At 60.4% G+C, this 16,753-nt stretch carries 16 protein-coding genes; 3 read left to right on the top strand and 13 right to left on the bottom strand.

Translation table 11 applies throughout. The features are described from left to right. Window positions 1-82 precede the first annotated feature (82 nt). From prfB to Q8K09_RS05445, 5 genes are all read right to left on the bottom strand, one after another. A protein-coding gene (gene prfB / locus Q8K09_RS05425; RefSeq protein ID WP_305253968.1) for a peptide chain release factor 2 occupies window positions 83-1,178 on the bottom strand; the annotation gives its coding sequence in 2 pieces (ribosomal slippage) (window positions 83-1,105 and window positions 1,107-1,178; 1,095 coding nt in all). A 114-nt stretch (window positions 1,179-1,292) separates the two neighbouring features. After that, window positions 1,293-2,948 carry a GMC family oxidoreductase gene (locus Q8K09_RS05430; protein WP_305253969.1) on the bottom strand — a complete coding sequence of 552 codons (1,656 nt, stop codon included), beginning with the start codon at window positions 2,946-2,948 and terminating at the stop codon, window positions 1,293-1,295. Window positions 2,949-3,259: 311 nt separating this feature from the next. Next, a complete protein-coding gene (locus tag Q8K09_RS05435) occupies window positions 3,260-3,988 on the bottom strand; it encodes a tellurite resistance TerB family protein (RefSeq protein ID WP_304864547.1) in 729 nt (242 codons plus the stop codon). 301 nt (window positions 3,989-4,289) lie between these two features. Then, window positions 4,290-6,002: a single-stranded-DNA-specific exonuclease RecJ gene (gene recJ, locus Q8K09_RS05440; protein WP_305253970.1), complete on the bottom strand. Its 1,713-nt coding sequence runs from the start codon at window positions 6,000-6,002 to the stop codon at window positions 4,290-4,292. 217 nt (window positions 6,003-6,219) lie between these two features. Then, window positions 6,220-6,759, bottom strand: a complete 540-nt coding sequence (locus Q8K09_RS05445; protein WP_305253971.1) for a YaeQ family protein — start codon at window positions 6,757-6,759, stop codon at window positions 6,220-6,222. Between the two features lie 95 nt (window positions 6,760-6,854). Here Q8K09_RS05445 and Q8K09_RS05450 point away from each other — a divergent pair, with 95 nt between their 5' ends. Together Q8K09_RS05450 and Q8K09_RS05455 are read left to right on the top strand one after the other, a co-directional pair. Beyond that, complete coding sequence (locus Q8K09_RS05450; protein WP_305253972.1) at window positions 6,855-8,054, top strand: CaiB/BaiF CoA-transferase family protein; 1,200 nt, start codon at window positions 6,855-6,857, stop codon at window positions 8,052-8,054. Window positions 8,055-8,073: 19 nt separating this feature from the next. Further along, a complete protein-coding gene (locus Q8K09_RS05455) occupies window positions 8,074-8,337 on the top strand; it encodes a hypothetical protein (protein WP_305253973.1) in 264 nt (87 codons plus the stop codon). Between the two features lie 69 nt (window positions 8,338-8,406). Here the strand turns inward: Q8K09_RS05455 and thrC are convergent, their stop codons facing one another. The 8 genes from thrC to ffh form a co-directional block, all read right to left on the bottom strand. Then, window positions 8,407-9,816, bottom strand: a complete 1,410-nt coding sequence (gene thrC / locus Q8K09_RS05460) for a threonine synthase (RefSeq protein ID WP_305253974.1) — start codon at window positions 9,814-9,816, stop codon at window positions 8,407-8,409. Window positions 9,817-9,890: 74 nt separating this feature from the next. Beyond that, a complete protein-coding gene (locus Q8K09_RS05465; RefSeq protein WP_305253975.1) occupies window positions 9,891-11,195 on the bottom strand; it encodes a homoserine dehydrogenase in 1,305 nt (434 codons plus the stop codon). A 119-nt stretch (window positions 11,196-11,314) separates the two neighbouring features. Then, the gene (locus Q8K09_RS05470; RefSeq protein ID WP_305253976.1) at window positions 11,315-12,040 is read right to left on the bottom strand and encodes a DsbC family protein; all 726 of its coding nucleotides are present in this window, start codon (window positions 12,038-12,040) and stop codon (window positions 11,315-11,317) included. A 228-nt stretch (window positions 12,041-12,268) separates the two neighbouring features. Next, on the bottom strand, window positions 12,269-12,619 hold the full coding sequence (gene rplS, locus Q8K09_RS05475) for a 50S ribosomal protein L19 (RefSeq protein WP_304864565.1): 351 nt from the start codon (window positions 12,617-12,619) through the stop codon (window positions 12,269-12,271). Window positions 12,620-12,661: 42 nt separating this feature from the next. After that, a complete protein-coding gene (gene trmD, locus Q8K09_RS05480) occupies window positions 12,662-13,414 on the bottom strand; it encodes a tRNA (guanosine(37)-N1)-methyltransferase TrmD (RefSeq protein WP_304864566.1) in 753 nt (250 codons plus the stop codon). A 5-nt stretch (window positions 13,415-13,419) separates the two neighbouring features. Further along, a complete protein-coding gene (gene rimM / locus Q8K09_RS05485) occupies window positions 13,420-13,956 on the bottom strand; it encodes a ribosome maturation factor RimM (protein ID WP_305253977.1) in 537 nt (178 codons plus the stop codon). 8 nt (window positions 13,957-13,964) lie between these two features. Beyond that, window positions 13,965-14,216, bottom strand: coding sequence for a 30S ribosomal protein S16 (gene rpsP, locus Q8K09_RS05490; RefSeq protein WP_305253978.1), 252 nt, complete (start codon window positions 14,214-14,216; stop codon window positions 13,965-13,967). A 200-nt stretch (window positions 14,217-14,416) separates the two neighbouring features. Next, window positions 14,417-15,790: a signal recognition particle protein gene (ffh, locus tag Q8K09_RS05495; protein ID WP_304864572.1), complete on the bottom strand. Its 1,374-nt coding sequence runs from the start codon at window positions 15,788-15,790 to the stop codon at window positions 14,417-14,419. Between the two features lie 158 nt (window positions 15,791-15,948). Between ffh and Q8K09_RS05500 the strand changes: the two genes are divergently transcribed. After that, entirely contained in the window at window positions 15,949-16,749 is an 801-nt protein-coding gene (locus Q8K09_RS05500; protein ID WP_305253979.1) for an inner membrane protein YpjD, read from the top strand. Window positions 16,750-16,753: the final 4 nt, after the last annotated feature.

A 16,753-nucleotide genomic window follows, 5' to 3' on the forward strand; every position in this document is an offset into this window, starting at 1 on the left:
GCGAATCGGCGGAATGTCAGGTCGCCGGATCGCCGGACCACAGCAAGGACTAGGCGTCCCCCTGGCTCCTGGATAATTAGGTTTACAGCCCCTGTTTCAGGCTGGCCACCAGGTACTCGTCGATATCGCCGTCGAGCACGTTGACACAGTCACTGCGCTCGACGTTGGTGCGCAGATCCTTGATCCGCGACTGATCGAGTACGTAGGAGCGAATCTGATGCCCCCAACCGATGTCCGATTTGCTGTCTTCCAGCACCTGCGAGGCGGCGTTGCGCTTCTGCACTTCCTGCTCGTACAAGCGCGCCCGCAGCATCTTCATCGCGGTGTCTTTGTTGGCGTGCTGGGAGCGTTCGTTCTGACAGCAGACCACGGTATTACTTGGCACGTGGGTAATGCGCACGGCCGAGTCGGTGGTGTTTACGTGCTGCCCGCCGGCCCCGGAGGAGCGGTAGGTATCGATGCGCAGGTCCGACGGATTGATATCGATCTCGATGTTGTCGTCGATTTCCGGCGAGACGAACACCGCGGTGAACGAGGTGTGACGACGGTTGCCGGAGTCGAACGGGCTCTTGCGCACCAGGCGGTGCACGCCGATCTCGGTGCGCAGCCAACCAAAGGCGTACTCACCCTTGATATGCAGGGTCGCGCCCTTGATCCCGGCGACTTCACCGGCGGACAGCTCCATGATGGTGGCGTCAAAACCGCGTTTGTCAGCCCAGCGCAGGTACATACGCAGCAGCATGTTGGCCCAGTCCTGGGCTTCGGTGCCGCCGGAACCAGCCTGGATGTCCAGGTAGGCGTTGTTGGCATCCATCTCGCCGCTGAACATGCGGCGGAACTCCATCTTCTCGAGAATCCCGCGCAGGCGCTCAATCTCGGCCGCGACATCGTCGACGGCGCCCTGGTCTTCCTCTTCGGCGGCCATTTGCAGCAGGTCGCGTGAGTCGACCAGGCTGCCGTCGAGGTCGTCGATGGTGTCGACGATCAACGCCAGAGAGGCACGCTCACGCCCCAGATTCTGGGCGTATTCGGGGTTGTTCCAGACGTTCGGGTCTTCGAGCTCGCGGTTTACTTCAACTAGCCGATCATGCTTTTGATCGTAGTCAAAGATACCCCCGAATAGTCAGGGTGCGCTCGGAGAGGTCCTTGATGCTGTTCAGGATCGGGTTGATTTCCATGGCTGGCGGCACTCGCAGGTGAAACTTTCGGAAAAGCCGGCGAGTATACCGTAATCGCAGTAACTCTGGCAGCCTGCGCCCCCACGATTGGCCAAACGGCAGGCTCGTCATTGCTCAGCCAGCAACACCCTCGCCCACCGGCAGCGCTACCGTCGCCCCTGAGCGGGACGGCGGTGTGAGGATCAGTTCGGCGGCTTTCTCGGCGATCATCAGCACCGGCGAACAGGTGTTGCCGGAAACGATGGTGGGCATGACCGAGGCATCGGCGATGCGCAGCCCCGGCACGCCGTGCACACGCAGTTGCGCATCGACCACCGCATCCCGCCCCTGGCCCATCTTGCAGGTGCCGACCGGGTGGAAAATCGTGGTACCGATCTCCCCCGCCGCCCGCTGCAGGTCTTCCTGGCTCTGGTAACTCGGCCCCGGTTTGTATTCCTCGGGCTTGAATGCCGCCAGTGCCGGCGCGGCAACGATGCGTCGGGTCAGGCGAATGGCGTCGGCGGCCACCCGCAGATCGCGTTCATCACTCAGGTAATTGGGCTGGATCAACGGCGCCTGCGCAGCGTCCAACGAGCGGATTTCGACCTTGCCACGACTGTACGGACGCAGGTTGCACACCGAAGCGGTGAAGGCAGGGAAGCTGTGCAGCGGCTCGCCAAAACGTTCCAGCGACAGCGGCTGCACATGGTATTGCAGGTTGGCCGACGGCTGCTCGGCACTGGAACGGGCGAACGCGCCCAACTGGCTCGGCGCCATGGCCAACGGGCCGCTACGTTTGAGCAGATACTCCAGGCCCATACCCAATTTGCCCCACAAGCTGCCGGCGATCTGGTTGAGGGTCGGTACACCGCTAACCTGGTAGATCAGGCGCAGTTGCAGGTGATCCTGCAGGTTCTCGCCCACACCGGCCAGCTCATGCTGCACGGCGATGCCGAGGCGCTGCAATAGCGGACGCGGGCCGATCCCCGAGCGCTGCAACAACGCTGGCGTGCCGATCGAGCCAGCACACAGAATGATCTCACGGCGCGCGCGGATCAGCCGCTCACTGCCCTGCCAGCGCAAACTCAGCGCGTCGGCCCGGCCCCCTGCAAGAATTACTCGCTGCACCTCGGCATCGGTCACTACGCGCAGATTGGGGCGCTGGCGAATATCGCGCAGGAAGGCTTTCGATGCATTCCAGCGCACGCCACGGCGCTGATTGACCTGAAAGTAGCTGCAACCCTCGTTATCGCCCGCGTTGAAATCTTCGATACTGGCAATACCGCTCTGCCCAGCCGCCTGACGGAAGGCCTCCAGCACCTGCCAGGACAGACGCTGGCGCTCGACCCGCCACTCGCCTGCCGCGCCATGCACCTCGCTGCTGCCGGCGAAATGGTTCTCCGTGCGCTTGAATAGCGGCAACACATCACCCCAGGCCCAGCCCGGATTGCCCGCCGCCGCCCAAGCATCGTAGTCGCGGGCCTGGCCGCGCATGTAGATCATGCCGTTGATTGACGAGCTGCCGCCGAGCACGCGGCCCCGCGGGTATTTCAACGCACGCCCGTTCAACCCGGGCTCGGCCTCGGTTTCATAGCACCAGTCGGTACGCGGGTTGCCAATGCAATACAGGTAGCCGACCGGGATATGAATCCAGGGGTAGTTGTCACGCCCGCCCGCCTCCAGCAGCAACACCCGCACCGCAGGGTCTGCCGACAGTCGATTGGCCAACAGGCAACCGGCCGGCCCGGCACCGACGATCAGGTAGTCGTAACTGTCATCGAGTTGCTGCATCGGCGACCTCGCTCTAGCCATTGCTGTTCGAAAGAAAACAGCCTAGCCGCCCGGCTAGCCGAGCAGTATGGTCTTTTGGTCTGAGATGGATTCAGCTGTAGAGCTGTAGATCCTATGTTCGTATGCAAGGTCTGCGGAATCGTAGGGTGGATGACGCCTTTTTCATCCACCAATAGCGATGGCGGATGCAAAAGGCGTCAGCTACACGCCCCCATCCAACCTGCACCGCTCTCGTAGCCTGGATGAAATCCAGGGACGATGCGCCAGGAAAGGGCGCTGCCCCGGATGGCATCCGGCTACAGGGGCGCATTTCAGCCGGCGTTCAGCTCCACGCGCACCTGGGCTTCCAGCTCACTTTTCAGCGCAGGGTCGAGCTTGAGCTGACGGGCCAGTTCTTCCAGGTAGGCGCGCTCCATGAAGTGCTCCTCATCGACCATCAGCACGCTGGCGATATACATCTCGGCAGCCATTTCCGGACTGGTCGCCGCGCGCGCCACGTCGGCTGGATCGAGCGGTTTGTTGAGCTCGGCCTCAAGCCAGCGCTGCAACTCGGCGTCATTGGTCAACTTGGCCAACTCGCCTTCGATGAGTTGACGCTCACGCGCATCGACATGCCCGTCCGCCTTGGCTGCGGCCACCAACGCCTTGAGAATGCCCTGGCTATGCACTTCGACCTGCGGCGCCGGCAAGCGGTCGAGGGTTTGCGGTTCGCCCTGCGGTGCTTGTGCCTGCTGCGCTTGCCAATTGCCGTAAGCCTTGTAGGCAATCACCCCGAGCGCAGCCAGGCCGCCATAGGTCAGCGCCTTGCCGCCCAGCTTGCGGGCGCTCTTGTTACCCAGCAGCAAACCCATGGCGCCGCCCGCCAAAGCGCCGCCACCGGCACCGGACAGCAGGCTACCCAACCCACCCGCAGCCCCACCTGACAACAAACCGCCTAAACCACCCGCAGCGGAGCCCTTGCCGGGGTTCTGTCCAGCCTTGTTTTGCAGCAAATCCTGGCCGGATTTGAGTAGCTGATCGAGCAAACCACGCGTATTCATCAACACGTCTCCTAGGTAGACAAAGTGAAAATATGACCGCCAGAGTAAATCGAAAATCCCCGCAATTGCCGAAGGATTGCGTCGAGATATTGCAGGGTTTTTCACGCTGCCGAGCGGCAAAAATGCCTCGCCCAATCAGTTAGCCGACGTACGACTGCAGCCACGCCCAGCAGGCTGCAGATGACCTTGAGCAATCCGCAATCCGTAGGGTGCTACTCGCCGCAAGCAGTGCAGCAGAATTCATCGGCGCAGCACAAACGTTGGCGGACGGCCGCCCCACTGGCAGGCAGCGGGCGACACCTCAACGTGGCGCCAGGTGCGCCACCATCAGCTGCACGCTTTCCCGACCGCGGAATTCGTTGACGTCGAGTTTGTAGGCCGCCTCGACCCAGCGCACAGTGGGGTTGGGCCAGATTTCGCGATCTACATTGAAGGCGATACCGTCCAGAGTCTGGCCGCCGCATTCGGTCTTCAGCACCATTTTGAGGTGTTTGTCGCCGACCAGACGCTGCTGCACCACCTGGAACACGCCATGGAACAACGGCTCGGGGAAGTGCTGGCCCCAAGGGCCGGCATTGCGCAGTTCCTTGGCCAGAGGCAGGTGAAACTCTTCGACCGACAAGCTGCCGTCGGATAGCAGGCGCCCGGTCAGGTCATCTTCATCAAGCTGGCGCCGCACCTCGGCATCGAAGGCCGCGGCAAAGGCACCGAAGTTGGCCTCAGGCAGGGACAAGCCCGCCGCCATGGCGTGACCGCCGAACTTGCTGATCAGCTGCGGATGCCTGGCGGCAACAGCATCCAGCGCATCACGAATATGAAAGCCCGGCACCGAGCGCGCCGAGCCCTTGAGCACGCCGTCGCCGGCATCAGCAAAGGCGATGGTCGGCCGGTGGTAACGCTCCTTCATGCGCGAAGCGAGAATGCCGATCACACCCTGGTGCCAATCCGCGTCGAACAGGCACAAGCCGAACGGCATGTCTTCCAGCGGCAGGTCCTTGAGCTGGGCCAGGGCCTCGCGCTGCATGCCCTGCTCGATGGCCTTGCGGTCCTGGTTGAGCTGATCCAGCTCCACCGCCATGTCGCGGGCCAGGGCTTGATCTTCGCAGAGCAGGCACTCGATCCCCAGACTCATGTCGTCCAGACGCCCGGCCGCATTCAGGCGCGGGCCTATGATAAAGCCCAGGTCGGTGGAGGTGATGCGCTCCGGCTGGCGTCCCGCCACGTCGAGAATGGCGCGCAGGCCCGGCCTTGCACGGCCGGCACGAATCCGCGCCAGGCCCTGATGAACCAGAATGCGGTTATTGGCATCCAGCGGCACCACGTCGGCGACGCTGCCCAGCGCCACCAGGTCGAGCAGCTCGGCCAGATTCGGCTCCGGACGCTGAGCGTTGAACCAGCTCAGCTCACGCAAGCGCGCACGCAACGCCAGCAGCACATAGAAAATCACCCCGACCCCGGCCATCGCCTTGCTCGGGAACTCGCAGCCCAGCTGATTGGGATTGACGATGGCATCCGCTGCCGGCAGCTCGGCTCCCGGCAAGTGGTGGTCGGTGACCAGCACCGTCAGCCCCGCCGCCTTGGCTGCCGCCACGCCTTCGACGCTGGAGATACCGTTGTCCACGGTAATCAGCAACTGCGGCTGGCGCTGCAGCGCTACTGCGACGATTTCCGGGGTCAGGCCGTAGCCATACTCGAACCGGTTCGGCACCAGATAGTCGACGTGGGCCGCGCCGAGCATGCGCAAACCGAGCATGCCCACCGTGCTGGCGGTGGCGCCATCGGCGTCGAAGTCACCGACGATCAGCATGCGTTGGCCTTGTTCCAGCCCCTGCACCAGCAGTTCGACCGCCGCCTCAATGCCCTTGAGCTGCTGATAGGGCAGCAGACGCGCCAGGCCCTTGTCCAACTCGGCCACCGACTGCACGCCACGGGCGGCATACAGACGGGTCAACAGCGGCGGCAGATTGCCCAGATCGGGCAGGATGGCGGGTAGCGGGCGGGCTTCAATGCGCATGTTCATTCTTTTTCGTGTAGGGCGGGTGCAACCCGCCGGGTTCCTTGCTTGGCGGGTTGCACCCGCCCCACGGCAATAAAACCTGTTCTCAACGCGTCGTGAGCGCAGGTTAGGCAAGGCAAAAGCTGGCGAGGAAGCGGAGTTTACGGCTGTAAATGAGCATTCCGAGCCAGCTTTTAACGCCGCATAACCAAGCGCAACAGCGTTGAAACAGGTTTCAGCGCTGGCCGATCAGCCACTCGATGGGCACTTCATGCTGACCGCGCTCGTCGGTGACGAACAGCTCGCCATCACTGATCATCACGCTCCAGCTCAGCGCGCGCGGCATGTCGAGGGCCAGGCTGGCCAGGGCCTCCTGGTCCAGCGCCACCACATTGATGTTCTTCAGGCTGCGCACCGGATCAAGCGCCTTGGCCTGCCACACGCGCAGATTGCCGTAGGCGACCAGGCTGAATTTTTCGGTACGGCGCGAACACCAGGTCATGCGGTCGCTATCCGGCTGACCGACCTCGATCCAGTGCAGCACCCGACCATCCAGGCTCTTCTCCCACAACGCCGGCTCGTCCACGTCCGACAGGCCGCGACCGAACGCCAGGTGCTCGTGATAGAACAGCGCATAGCCAATCAACCGTGCGGCCAGGCGTTCTTCGGTTTCTGACGGGTGCTTGGCCACAGTGAAACGCAGGCTTTGATAGATGCTGCGGTCGATGTCGGTGAGGTTCAGATCGATCTTGTAGGTGGTGGACGGCTGGGCCATGGGGGCTTCTTGACTGGGCAAATAGCTGGCAAGTCTACCCGATGCCGCTCCACTCACGTTAGAGTCGCGACCATCCCCAGATAGATGGACGCCCCATGAGCCTGCCCAGCAAACCCCTCGCCGGCCTGAAAGTGATCGAACTCGGCAGCCTGATTGCCGGCCCCTTCGCCGCACGTATCTGCGCCGAATTCGGTGCCGAGGTAATCAAGGTCGAATCGCCAGACGGCGGCGACCCACTGCGCAAGTGGCGCAAGCTGTATGAAGGCACTTCTTTATGGTGGTTCGTGCAGGCACGCAATAAACAGTCGATCACCCTCAACCTCAAGCATGCCCAAGGGCTGGAGGCACTGAAAAAACTCCTGGCAGGCGCTGACATCCTGATCGAAAACTTTCGCCCTGGGGTACTGGAAAAACTCGGCCTGGGCTGGGACGTATTGCACGCACTCAACCCCAAGCTGGTGATGGTGCGCCTGTCCGGCTTCGGCCAGAGCGGGCCAATGAAGGACCAGCCGGGCTTCGGCGCGGTGGGTGAAGCCATGGGCGGGCTGCGCTATATCACCGGCTTCGAGGACCGCCCACCGGTGCGCACTGGAATCTCCATCGGCGATTCAATTGCCGCGCTGTGGGGTGTGATCGGTGCATTGATGGCGCTGCGGCACCGCGAGGTCAACGGCGGCCAGGGCCAGGTGGTCGACGTGGCGCTGTATGAAGCGATCTTCGCGATGATGGAAAGCATAGTGCCGGAGTTCGACGTGTTCGGTTTCATCCGCGAGCGCAGCGGTAATATCATGCCCGGCATCACCCCGTCCTCGATCCACACCAGCCACGACGGCAAACACATCCAGATCGGCGCCAACGGCGATGCGATCTTCAAGCGCTTCATGCAGGCCATCGACCGCCATGACCTGGCCGACGACCCTACCTTGACCAGCAACGACGGCCGCGATGCGCGCCGCGACGAGCTGTACGGGGTGATCGACCGCTGGGTTGGCTCACTGCCGCTGCAGCAGGTGCTGACGACCCTGACCCAGGCCGAAGTACCTGCCAGCCGCATCTTCAGCGCCGAAGACATGTTCAGCGACCCGCAATACCTGGCGCGCGAGATGTTCCTCAGCGCCACGCTGCCGGATGGCAAGCCGTTCAAGATGCCCGGCATCGTGCCTAAGCTGTCCGACACCCCGGGTGGGGTCGAGTGGACCGGGCCGCAACTGGGCGAACACACCGAGCCAGTGCTCACTGCGTTAGGCTACACACGTGAGGCTATTGCCGAACTGCGTCGCAACGGCGCCATTTGACCCCAGTCAGGAGCAGAGCATGCTTGCCAATGCACCAAGACTTCCAAAAGACGTAATGCTGGTTTTGCAGCAGGACAGGCGCGCAGATGCCATCGAACTGCTGCAGGCAGACCAAAAAATAAGTGCGCAAGAAGCCGAAGAACGAATCAACCGCTACCTGGAGGAAAACCCACCGATTCGCCTGCGCGGCGCTGGGGTTGTTGCCTTCAGCAAGCTCAATGCGCTGATCTGGCTGGGCCTGATCGTCATCATGGTCTTGGCCTACCTGCTGCTGGCTGGCTGAGGCCGCAGCCACGCCCACGAAAAAGGCCGGCAACCTTGCGGTGACCGGCCTTGAGTTAAGCGCCTAGGCTTAGAGCGGCTTGCCGCGATTGCCGTGCTGGGTGACAAAGCCCTGCACCGTTTTCAGGTCATTAGCCAATACCGTGCAGCGCTCTTCGCGCTCGAACAGGTCAGCCAGGTGCGGCGGCAGTGCCGGAGCCTGGCCGACGCCGGCCTTTTCCACTGCCTCGGGGAACTTCACGGGGTGTGCAGTACCCAGGATCACCATGGGCGTGGCCAGGCTGCGGCGACATTCGCGAGCCGCACGCACGCCGATGGCGGTGTGCGGGTCGAGCAGCTCGCCACACTCGGCCAACACATCGGCGATGGTTTCGCAGGTCTGCGCATCGTCAACCGCAAGGGAATCGAACAGCTTGCGCGCCTCGATCCAGCGGTCTTCGTCGACGCTAAAACCGCCGCCTTGTTTAAAGGTGCTCATCAGTTCGGCAACGGCCGCACCGTTACGCCCGTGCAGGTCGAACAACAGGCGCTCGAAGTTGGACGAGACCATGATGTCCATAGACGGCGACAGTGTCGGGTGCAGGCCGCCCTTGACGTACTGATTGCCGCTCATGAAGCGATGCAGGATGTCGTTACGATTGGTCGCAACGATCAGCTGGCTGATCGGCAAGCCCATGTTGCGGGCCAGGTAACCGGCGAAGATGTCGCCGAAGTTACCGGTCGGCACCGAGAACGCAATGGAGCGAGCCGGACCGCCAAGCTGCAGCGCCGCATGAAAGTAGTAGACGGTCTGGGCCATGATCCGCGCCCAGTTGATCGAGTTGACCGCCACCAGACGTGTGCCTTTGAGGAAGCTCTGGTCGGCAAAGCTGTCCTTGACCATCTCCTGGCAGTCGTCGAAGTTACCTTCAACGGCGATGTTGTGGATGTTCTCGCCGAGAATGGTGGTCATCTGCCGGCGCTGCACCTCAGACACCCGGTTGTGCGGATGCAGGATGAAGATGTCGACGTTGTCGCAGGCCTTGCACCCCTCGATGGCCGCCGAACCGGTGTCACCCGAGGTGGCGCCCATGATGACCACACGCTCGTTGCGCTTGGCCAGTACATAATCAAGCAAACGACCGAGCAGTTGCAGGGCGAAGTCCTTGAACGCCAGGGTCGGGCCGTGGAACAGTTCGAGCACCCACTCGTTACCGTTCAACTGACGCAGTGGCGCCACTGAACCGTGGGCGAATACCGAGTAGGTTTCTTCGAGAATCTTCTTGAAGTCGGCATCCGGAATGCTGCCGGTAACGAACGGGCGCATCACCCGGAACGCTAGCTCGTGATAGGGCAAGCCAGCCCAGGAAGCGATTTCTTCCTGGGTAAAACGTGGCAGGTTTTCCGGTACATAGAGACCGCCATCACTGGCCAGGCCAGCCAGCAGAACGTCTTCGAAATTCAGGGCCGGTGCCTGGCCGCGGGTACTGATATAGCGCATGTTTGGCAAACCTTCGGTTTGAGCTGCAAGCGGTAAGCCACACGCGCCTGCTGCGCGTGCGGCCTGCTGTGGGGTTAGTTCAACTGTTCAACACGGATACGCATGACTTTGCCGACGACATCGTCAAGCGCTTCCAGGGCGGCCAGCGCCTCGTCGATACGCGCCTCGATTACCCGGTGGGTGACCAGGATCATCGGCACCAGGCCGTCATGTTCTTCGGCTTCCTTCTGCATGATCGACTCGATGTTGATGCCGCGCTGCGACAGGATGCTCGCCACCTGAGCCAGCACGCCGGGATGATCCTTGGCCTGGATACGCAGGTAGTAGGCGCTCTCGCACGCTGCGATCGGCAGAATCGGGTGATCGGACAGCGAATCCGGCTGGAAGGCCAGGTGCGGCACACGATTGGTCGGGTCGGTGGTCAAGGCGCGAACCACGTCGACCAGGTCGGCGATGACCGAGGAAGCGGTCGGTTCCATGCCGGCGCCTGCACCGTAGTAGAGGGTCGAGCCTGCCGCGTCACCATTGACCATCACCGCGTTCATCACGCCGTTGACGTTGGCGATCAGGCGGTCGGCCGGGATCAGAGTCGGGTGCACGCGCAACTCGATACCGGCGTCAGTGCGCCGCGCCACGCCGAGGTGCTTGATGCGATAGCCCAGCGCTTCGGCATAGTTGACGTCAGCCGTGGTCAGCTTGGTGATGCCTTCGGTGTAGGCCTTGTCGAATTGCAGCGGAATGCCGAACGCAATGGACGCAAGAATGGTCAGCTTATGCGCCGCGTCGATGCCTTCGACATCAAAGGTCGGATCCGCCTCGGCATAACCCAGGGCCTGGGCTTCCTTGAGGACGTCATCAAAGGCACGGCCCTTCTCGCGCATTTCGCTGAGAATGAAGTTGCCAGTGCCGTTGATGATCCCGGCCAGCCAGTTGATGCGGTTGGCTGCCAGCCCCTCGCGGATCGCCTTGATCACTGGAATGCCGCCTGCAACAGCCGCCTCGAACGCCACTATCACGCCCTTCTCGCGCGCCCGGGCGAAGATTTCGTTGCCATGCACGGCGATCAGCGCCTTGTTAGCGGTGACCACGTGCTTGCCGTTGTCGATGGCCTGAAGCACCAGCTCCTTGGCCAGGGTATAGCCGCCAATCAGCTCGATAACGATGTCGATCTCGGGGTTGTTCACCAGCGCGAAAACATCGCTGGTCATGCTAATACCGGTCGTGTCGTACTGCGGCTTGGGCGAGCGAATGGCAATCTGGGCAACTTCAATACCACGCCCTGCACGCCGGGTAATTTCCTCGGCGTTACGCTTGAGTACATTCAACGTACCGCCACCGACGGTACCGAGCCCACAGATGCCTACTTTGACCGGTTTCACACTGAATTCCCCATCTGCACTGCGTAAAACGGCCGGAGCTAGCTCCGGCCGCAGAAAAGAAAAAAGAGCCGCACCTTACGAAGCGGCTGTTTATTAGTCAATCGTCCAAACCCAGCAAATTAGTTGGCTTCCAGCGCCAACTTGGCCAGTTGCGCCGCCGGCTGGTAACCGGGTATCAGCTTGCCGTTGGCTAAAACGATGGCCGGCGTACCACTAACCCCGATCGTCTGCCCCAGAGCGTATTGCTTGGCCACCGGATTGTCGCACTTGGCCTCGGCAACGGGCTGGCGCAATTTGGCCTGCGTCATCGCTGCATGGGGGTCCTTGGCGCACCAGACACTGACCATTTCCGTGTAGACCTTGCTTTGCAAGCCCTGACGCGGGAACGCTACATAACGGACATCGACGCCCAGGCGATTGAGCTCGGCAACTTCGCTGTGCAGTTTTTGGCAGTAGCCGCAATCGGTATCGGTGAACACGGTAATGTGGGTCTTGGGCTGCTTCGCCGCGAAAATCACCATTTCCTTGGCCGGAATACTGTTGATCTCTTTGGCAATTTCTTTGGTTTCGTGCAGTTCAGTCAAGTTGACAGCCTGGCCGTCCTTGATCTGGAACAGGTAACCCTGCAGAAGGAACTGACCGTCGCCGCTGGCATACAACTGACGGCCACCCTTAAGCTGGATCTGATACAGGCCAGGCATCTGACTCTCGGCAATTGCTTCGATAGGCAGGTCTGGCTGGATCGATTGCAGGCTCTGGCGGATAACCTGATCGGGGTCAGCGGCCAGGCTCAAGCTGCTGGCCAGGCCGAGGGCCACGGCTGCAAAAATGCGGGTCACACGCATGGATACTCCTAACGAGCGTCGGACAAACAAAGGTGGCGACAGCCTACCATAGATGCCCGCAAAGGCAGACCACAGCAGGTCGGGCGAGCATTCACAATGCTGCCAGCGCAGCCCAGGCAAGAAGAAATGCAGCGCCCGGCCAATCCCAGCCCGACAAAGGCATAATTTCTCCAGCCCCAGAAACGCAAAAAGCAGCCCGAAGGCTGCTTTTTGTAAGGAAGCTGAGGCTTAGCCCAGTTTTTCCTTGATACGTGCTGCCTTACCGGACAGATCACGCAGGTAGTACAACTTGGCTTTACGTACGTCACCGCGACGCTTGACGGCCAGGCTGTCGACCAGCGGGCTGTAGGTCTGGAAAGTACGCTCTACGCCAACACCGTTGGAGATCTTGCGAACAGTGAACGCACTGTTCAGACCACGGTTACGCTTGGCAATTACTACGCCTTCGAATGCCTGCAGACGCTCACGGTCGCCTTCCTTAACTTTTACCTGGACGATGATGGTGTCGCCCGGGGAGAAGGGAGGGACTACTTTGCCCATCTGCTCAGCTTCGATTTGCTGAATGATCTTGTTGGTCATGCTGCGCTCCTAAGACCAGCCGTCTGGCCGATCATCGATACATTAACTATCGTCCCGCTGGCGGATGTATTCCTCCAGCAGCTTTTTCTCTTCCCCAGAAAGCGAGCGGCTATCCAGAAGATCGACACGGCGTTCCCAGGTCCGACCGAGGGACTGCTGCAAACGCCAGCGCCGGATGTGTTCGTGGTTGCCGCCAAGCAGCACCTCAGGAACACGTTTATCCGCATACACCTCCGGACGAGTGTAATGCGGGCAGTCGAGCAGGCCATCCGTAAAGGAGTCCTCCTCAGCCGAACTTGCATGACCCAGTGCACCAGGCAAAAGGCGCGTTACCGCATCGATCAGCACCATGGCCGGCAGCTCACCGCCAGACAGGACGTAATCCCCAATCGACCATTCTTCATCGACATGCGCTTCAATGAAACGCTCATCGACGCCTTCGTAGCGCCCGGCAATGAGGATTAAAGCTTCCTCGTTCGCCAATTCGCGTACGGCTGACTGCGTCAGCTGACGACCCTGCGGCGAAAGGTAAATTACCTTCGCTTTTACACCTGCGGCCTGCCTGGCATCGAGCAAGGCATCCTCAAGCGGCTTGATCTTCATCACCATGCCCGGACCGCCACCAAAGGGCCGGTCATCCACAGTGTGGTGACGGTCCAAGGTGTAGCTCCGCGGATTCCAACAGGTCAATTGCAGCAAGCCCTGTTTCACCGCGCGGCTGGTGATGCCGTAATCACTGATTGCGGCAAACATTTCCGGGAACAGCGTAATGACTTCAACGCGCAGATTTGGCATCAGGCTTAGAAGTCCGCATCCCAGTCGACCCGCATTTCGCCAGCACCAAGGTCAATCGACAACACGCATTGCTCCGTATAGGGCAACAAGCGTTCACGATCATCCAGGCTGTCGGTGCAGGGTTTGACCATAATCACATCGTTGGCACCGGTCTCGAACAAATGGTCGATCTTGCCGAGCAACTGCCCTGCCTGATCGATAACCTTGAGACCTTCCAACTGATACCAGTAGAACTCGCCTTCGCTCAGATCAGGTAACTGGCTGCGTGGCACACAAATCTCGAAACCGGCGAATGTACGTGCTACTTCGCGATCATCGAGACCTTTGAGCCTTGCTACCAGGACCTTGCCTTGCAGGCGTCCACTGGCCACTTCGACTTGCTTTACCTCGTTGTCACGCTTAAGCGTCCAGCGAGGGTAATCGAGCACGTTGGTCAAAGGATCAGTAAAGGAAAAAACCTTCACCTCGCCTTTTATGCCATGCACCGAGACAATCTTGCCAAGAACCACTAAGTCCTCGGCGGGAGCTGGCGTCATGCTCATAGGATTGCTTAGGCAGCAGCCTTAGCAGCTTCCTTGAGCAGCTGAGCAACACGCTCAGACGGCTGTGCACCCTGACCGAGCCAGTAAGTGGCACGCTCTTGGTCAACGGACAGTTTGATTTCAGCACCCGAAGCAACCGGATTGAAGAAACCAATACGCTCAACGAAACGACCATCGCGCGGGTTGCGGCTGTTGGTCACGGTGAGATGGTAGAACGGGCGCTTTTTGGAGCCGCCACGGGCAAGACGGATGGTTACCATTGAACTTCTTTCCTGTAGTCGGTGCTGCAAACTAGAAAATGCAAGCATAGGGCACTAGGCCCGAAAGGCCGCATATTCTAAGGATTATCGGTACTTTTGCAAAGCCTTTTTCCGAGAAGGAGAAAAGCCCCGGCAAACTGCAAGCCTCAAACTAGTAAGCGGCACGTTCACCGCTCTGGCTTACAGCCTTGCCGCTCACGTTACATCTTCGGCATACCGCCCGGCATCATACCGCCCATGCCGCGCATCATCTTGGCCATGCCGCCTTTGGCCGTGAATTTCTTCATCATCTTCTGCATCTGCTTGTGCTGCTTGATCAGACGCCCAATGTCCTGCACCTGAGTGCCGGACCCCATGGCAATGCGTCGCTTGCGCGAGCCACTGATGATCTCAGGATCACGTCGCTCGCCTGGCGTCATCGAGTTGATGATGGCTTCCATCTGCTGGAATTGTTTCTCTGCAGCACCTTGGGCATTGCCCATCTGCGCCAGATTGACACCACCCATCTGTGGCAACTTGTCCATCAGGCCGCCCAGACCGCCCATATTCTTCATTTGCTGCAATTGGTCGCGGAAGTCTTCGAGGTCAAAGCCCTTGCCCTTCTTCAGCTTCTTGGTCAGCTTGTCGGCTTTTTCGCGATCGAGGGTCTGCTCGGCCTGCTCGATCAGGCTGAGCACATCGCCCATACCAAGAATGCGCGAGGCAATCCGATCCGGATGGAACGGCTCCAGCGCATCGCTCTTCTCGCCCATGCCGATGAATTTAATCGGCTTGCCAGTGATATGCCGCACCGACAGAGCCGCACCACCGCGCGCATCGCCATCAACCTTGGTCAGCACTACACCTGTCAGCGGCAAGGCATCACCGAAGGCCTTGGCGGTGTTGGCGGCATCCTGACCAGTCATGGCATCGACCACGAACAGGGTTTCCACCGGATTGATCGCAGCGTGCAGCGCCTGGATCTCCGCCATCATCTCGGTATCGATGGCCAGACGACCGGCGGTATCGACGATGACCACATCAATAAACTTGAGCCTGGCTTCCTTGATCGCCGCCTCAGCGATATCCACCGGCTTCTGACTGAGGTCGGAGGGGAAGAAGGTCACGCCAATATCATTGGCCAGGGTTTCCAGCTGCTTGATCGCCGCCGGACGGTATACGTCAGCCGACACCACCATCACGGTCTTCTTCTTGCGCTCTTTAAGGAAGCGCGCCAGCTTGCCGACCGTAGTGGTTTTGCCCGCACCCTGCAGACCGGCCATCAGCACTACGGCTGGCGGCACGGCACTCAGCGCCAGATCTTCGTTGGCTGCGCCCATGAGCTCTTCCAGCTCGGCACGCACGATCTTCACGAAGGCCTGGCCCGGCGTCAGACTTTTCGACACCTCGGTGCCGACTGCACGGTCCTTGACCTTGTTGACGAAGTCCTTGACCACCGGTAGCGCGACGTCAGCTTCGAGCAACGCCATGCGCACTTCACGCAAGGTGTCCTTGATATTGTCTTCGGTCAGCCGGGCTTTGCCGGTGACATTGCGCAGCGTCTGCGAGAGGCGGTCGGTAAGATTTTCGAACATGCACGTTCCTTTCAGGCTCCTATAGAGCCGAGGGTGGGCTTGCAACAAGCCGGTGATTATATCGGAGACTCCCAACCACCGACACCATCAGCAGTCTTTCGTGAAATGCCCGTTGTATGCCACACTCAGAACCTTCCGGGCTTGCTTAACAAGGATTTATGCACCCTCTGCTTCCCAGCCTCGCTGCTGCCGGCCTTTATGCCGGCGCCACCGTCTACCAAGGCCTGCGCCTCAGTCAGCGCAACGCACCCGACAAACGCCTTCTGGCGCTACTTGGTGTGCTTGCCCTGATCTGTCATGGCCTCAGCCTGTTTTTACAGATGAGCCAATCATCCGGCCTGGCGCTCGACTTCTTCAATGCAGCCAGCCTGATCGCTTATGCCGTGATTATGCTGACCTTGCTCGCCTGCATCCGCATCCCGGTGGAAAACCTGCTGTTGCTGCTATTCCCGCTAGGCTGTCTGACCGTGTTGCTGGCGCAGTTCGTGCCATCCGGCACCCTGCAGCCGATCAACGAAGCCCAGGGCATCGTCGCCCACATTCTGTTGTCGATCATCGCCTACGGCATGCTCACTATCGCCGTGTTCCAGGCGCTACTGCTGCTCCTGCAGGATCATCAACTCAAGCACAAACACCCCTCCGGACTGATCAAAAACTTCCCCCCGCTACAAACCATGGAGAGCCTGCTGTTCGGTTTTCTCTGGACGGGCTGGATCATGCTGTCGCTGTCCTTGCTGTCCGGCGCGATATTCATCGACGACCTGTTTGCTCAGCACCTTGTGCATAAAACCATCCTTTCCAGCTTTGCCTGGATCGTCTTTGCCATTCTCCTTTGGGGCCGCTTTCAACTCGGCTGGCGCGGACACAAGGCGATCCGCTTGACGCTGGTTGGCTTCTGCCTGCTGATGCTGGCGTACTTCGGCAGCAAGCTGGTTCGCGAATTCATTCTACATATCTAGGCCC

This window comes from Pseudomonas sp., from assembly GCF_030683065.1.
Taxonomy (GTDB): Bacteria; Pseudomonadota; Gammaproteobacteria; order Pseudomonadales; family Pseudomonadaceae; genus Aquipseudomonas.

Excerpts from the sequence above, each read along its gene's own strand:
- Q8K09_RS05500 (WP_305253979.1), top strand. The coding sequence starts at position 15,949 with ATGCACCCTCTGCTTCCCAGCCTCGCTGCTGCCGGCCTTTATGCCGGC.
- rplS (WP_304864565.1), bottom strand. The coding sequence starts at position 12,619 with ATGACCAACAAGATCATTCAGCAAATCGAAGCTGAGCAGATGGGCAAA.
- rpsP (WP_305253978.1), bottom strand. The coding sequence starts at position 14,216 with ATGGTAACCATCCGTCTTGCCCGTGGCGGCTCCAAAAAGCGCCCGTTC.
- Q8K09_RS05435 (WP_304864547.1), bottom strand. The coding sequence starts at position 3,988 with ATGAATACGCGTGGTTTGCTCGATCAGCTACTCAAATCCGGCCAGGAT.
- Q8K09_RS05450 (WP_305253972.1), top strand. The coding sequence starts at position 6,855 with ATGAGCCTGCCCAGCAAACCCCTCGCCGGCCTGAAAGTGATCGAACTC.
- trmD (WP_304864566.1), bottom strand. The coding sequence starts at position 13,414 with ATGCCAAATCTGCGCGTTGAAGTCATTACGCTGTTCCCGGAAATGTTT.
- ffh (WP_304864572.1), bottom strand. The coding sequence starts at position 15,790 with ATGTTCGAAAATCTTACCGACCGCCTCTCGCAGACGCTGCGCAATGTC.
- Q8K09_RS05455 (WP_305253973.1), top strand. The coding sequence starts at position 8,074 with ATGCTTGCCAATGCACCAAGACTTCCAAAAGACGTAATGCTGGTTTTG.
- Q8K09_RS05430 (WP_305253969.1), bottom strand. The coding sequence starts at position 2,948 with ATGCAGCAACTCGATGACAGTTACGACTACCTGATCGTCGGTGCCGGG.
- rimM (WP_305253977.1), bottom strand. The coding sequence starts at position 13,956 with ATGAGCATGACGCCAGCTCCCGCCGAGGACTTAGTGGTTCTTGGCAAG.
- Q8K09_RS05445 (WP_305253971.1), bottom strand. The coding sequence starts at position 6,759 with ATGGCCCAGCCGTCCACCACCTACAAGATCGATCTGAACCTCACCGAC.
- Q8K09_RS05470 (WP_305253976.1), bottom strand. The coding sequence starts at position 12,040 with ATGCGTGTGACCCGCATTTTTGCAGCCGTGGCCCTCGGCCTGGCCAGC.
- recJ (WP_305253970.1), bottom strand. The coding sequence starts at position 6,002 with ATGCGCATTGAAGCCCGCCCGCTACCCGCCATCCTGCCCGATCTGGGC.
- thrC (WP_305253974.1), bottom strand. The coding sequence starts at position 9,816 with ATGCGCTATATCAGTACCCGCGGCCAGGCACCGGCCCTGAATTTCGAA.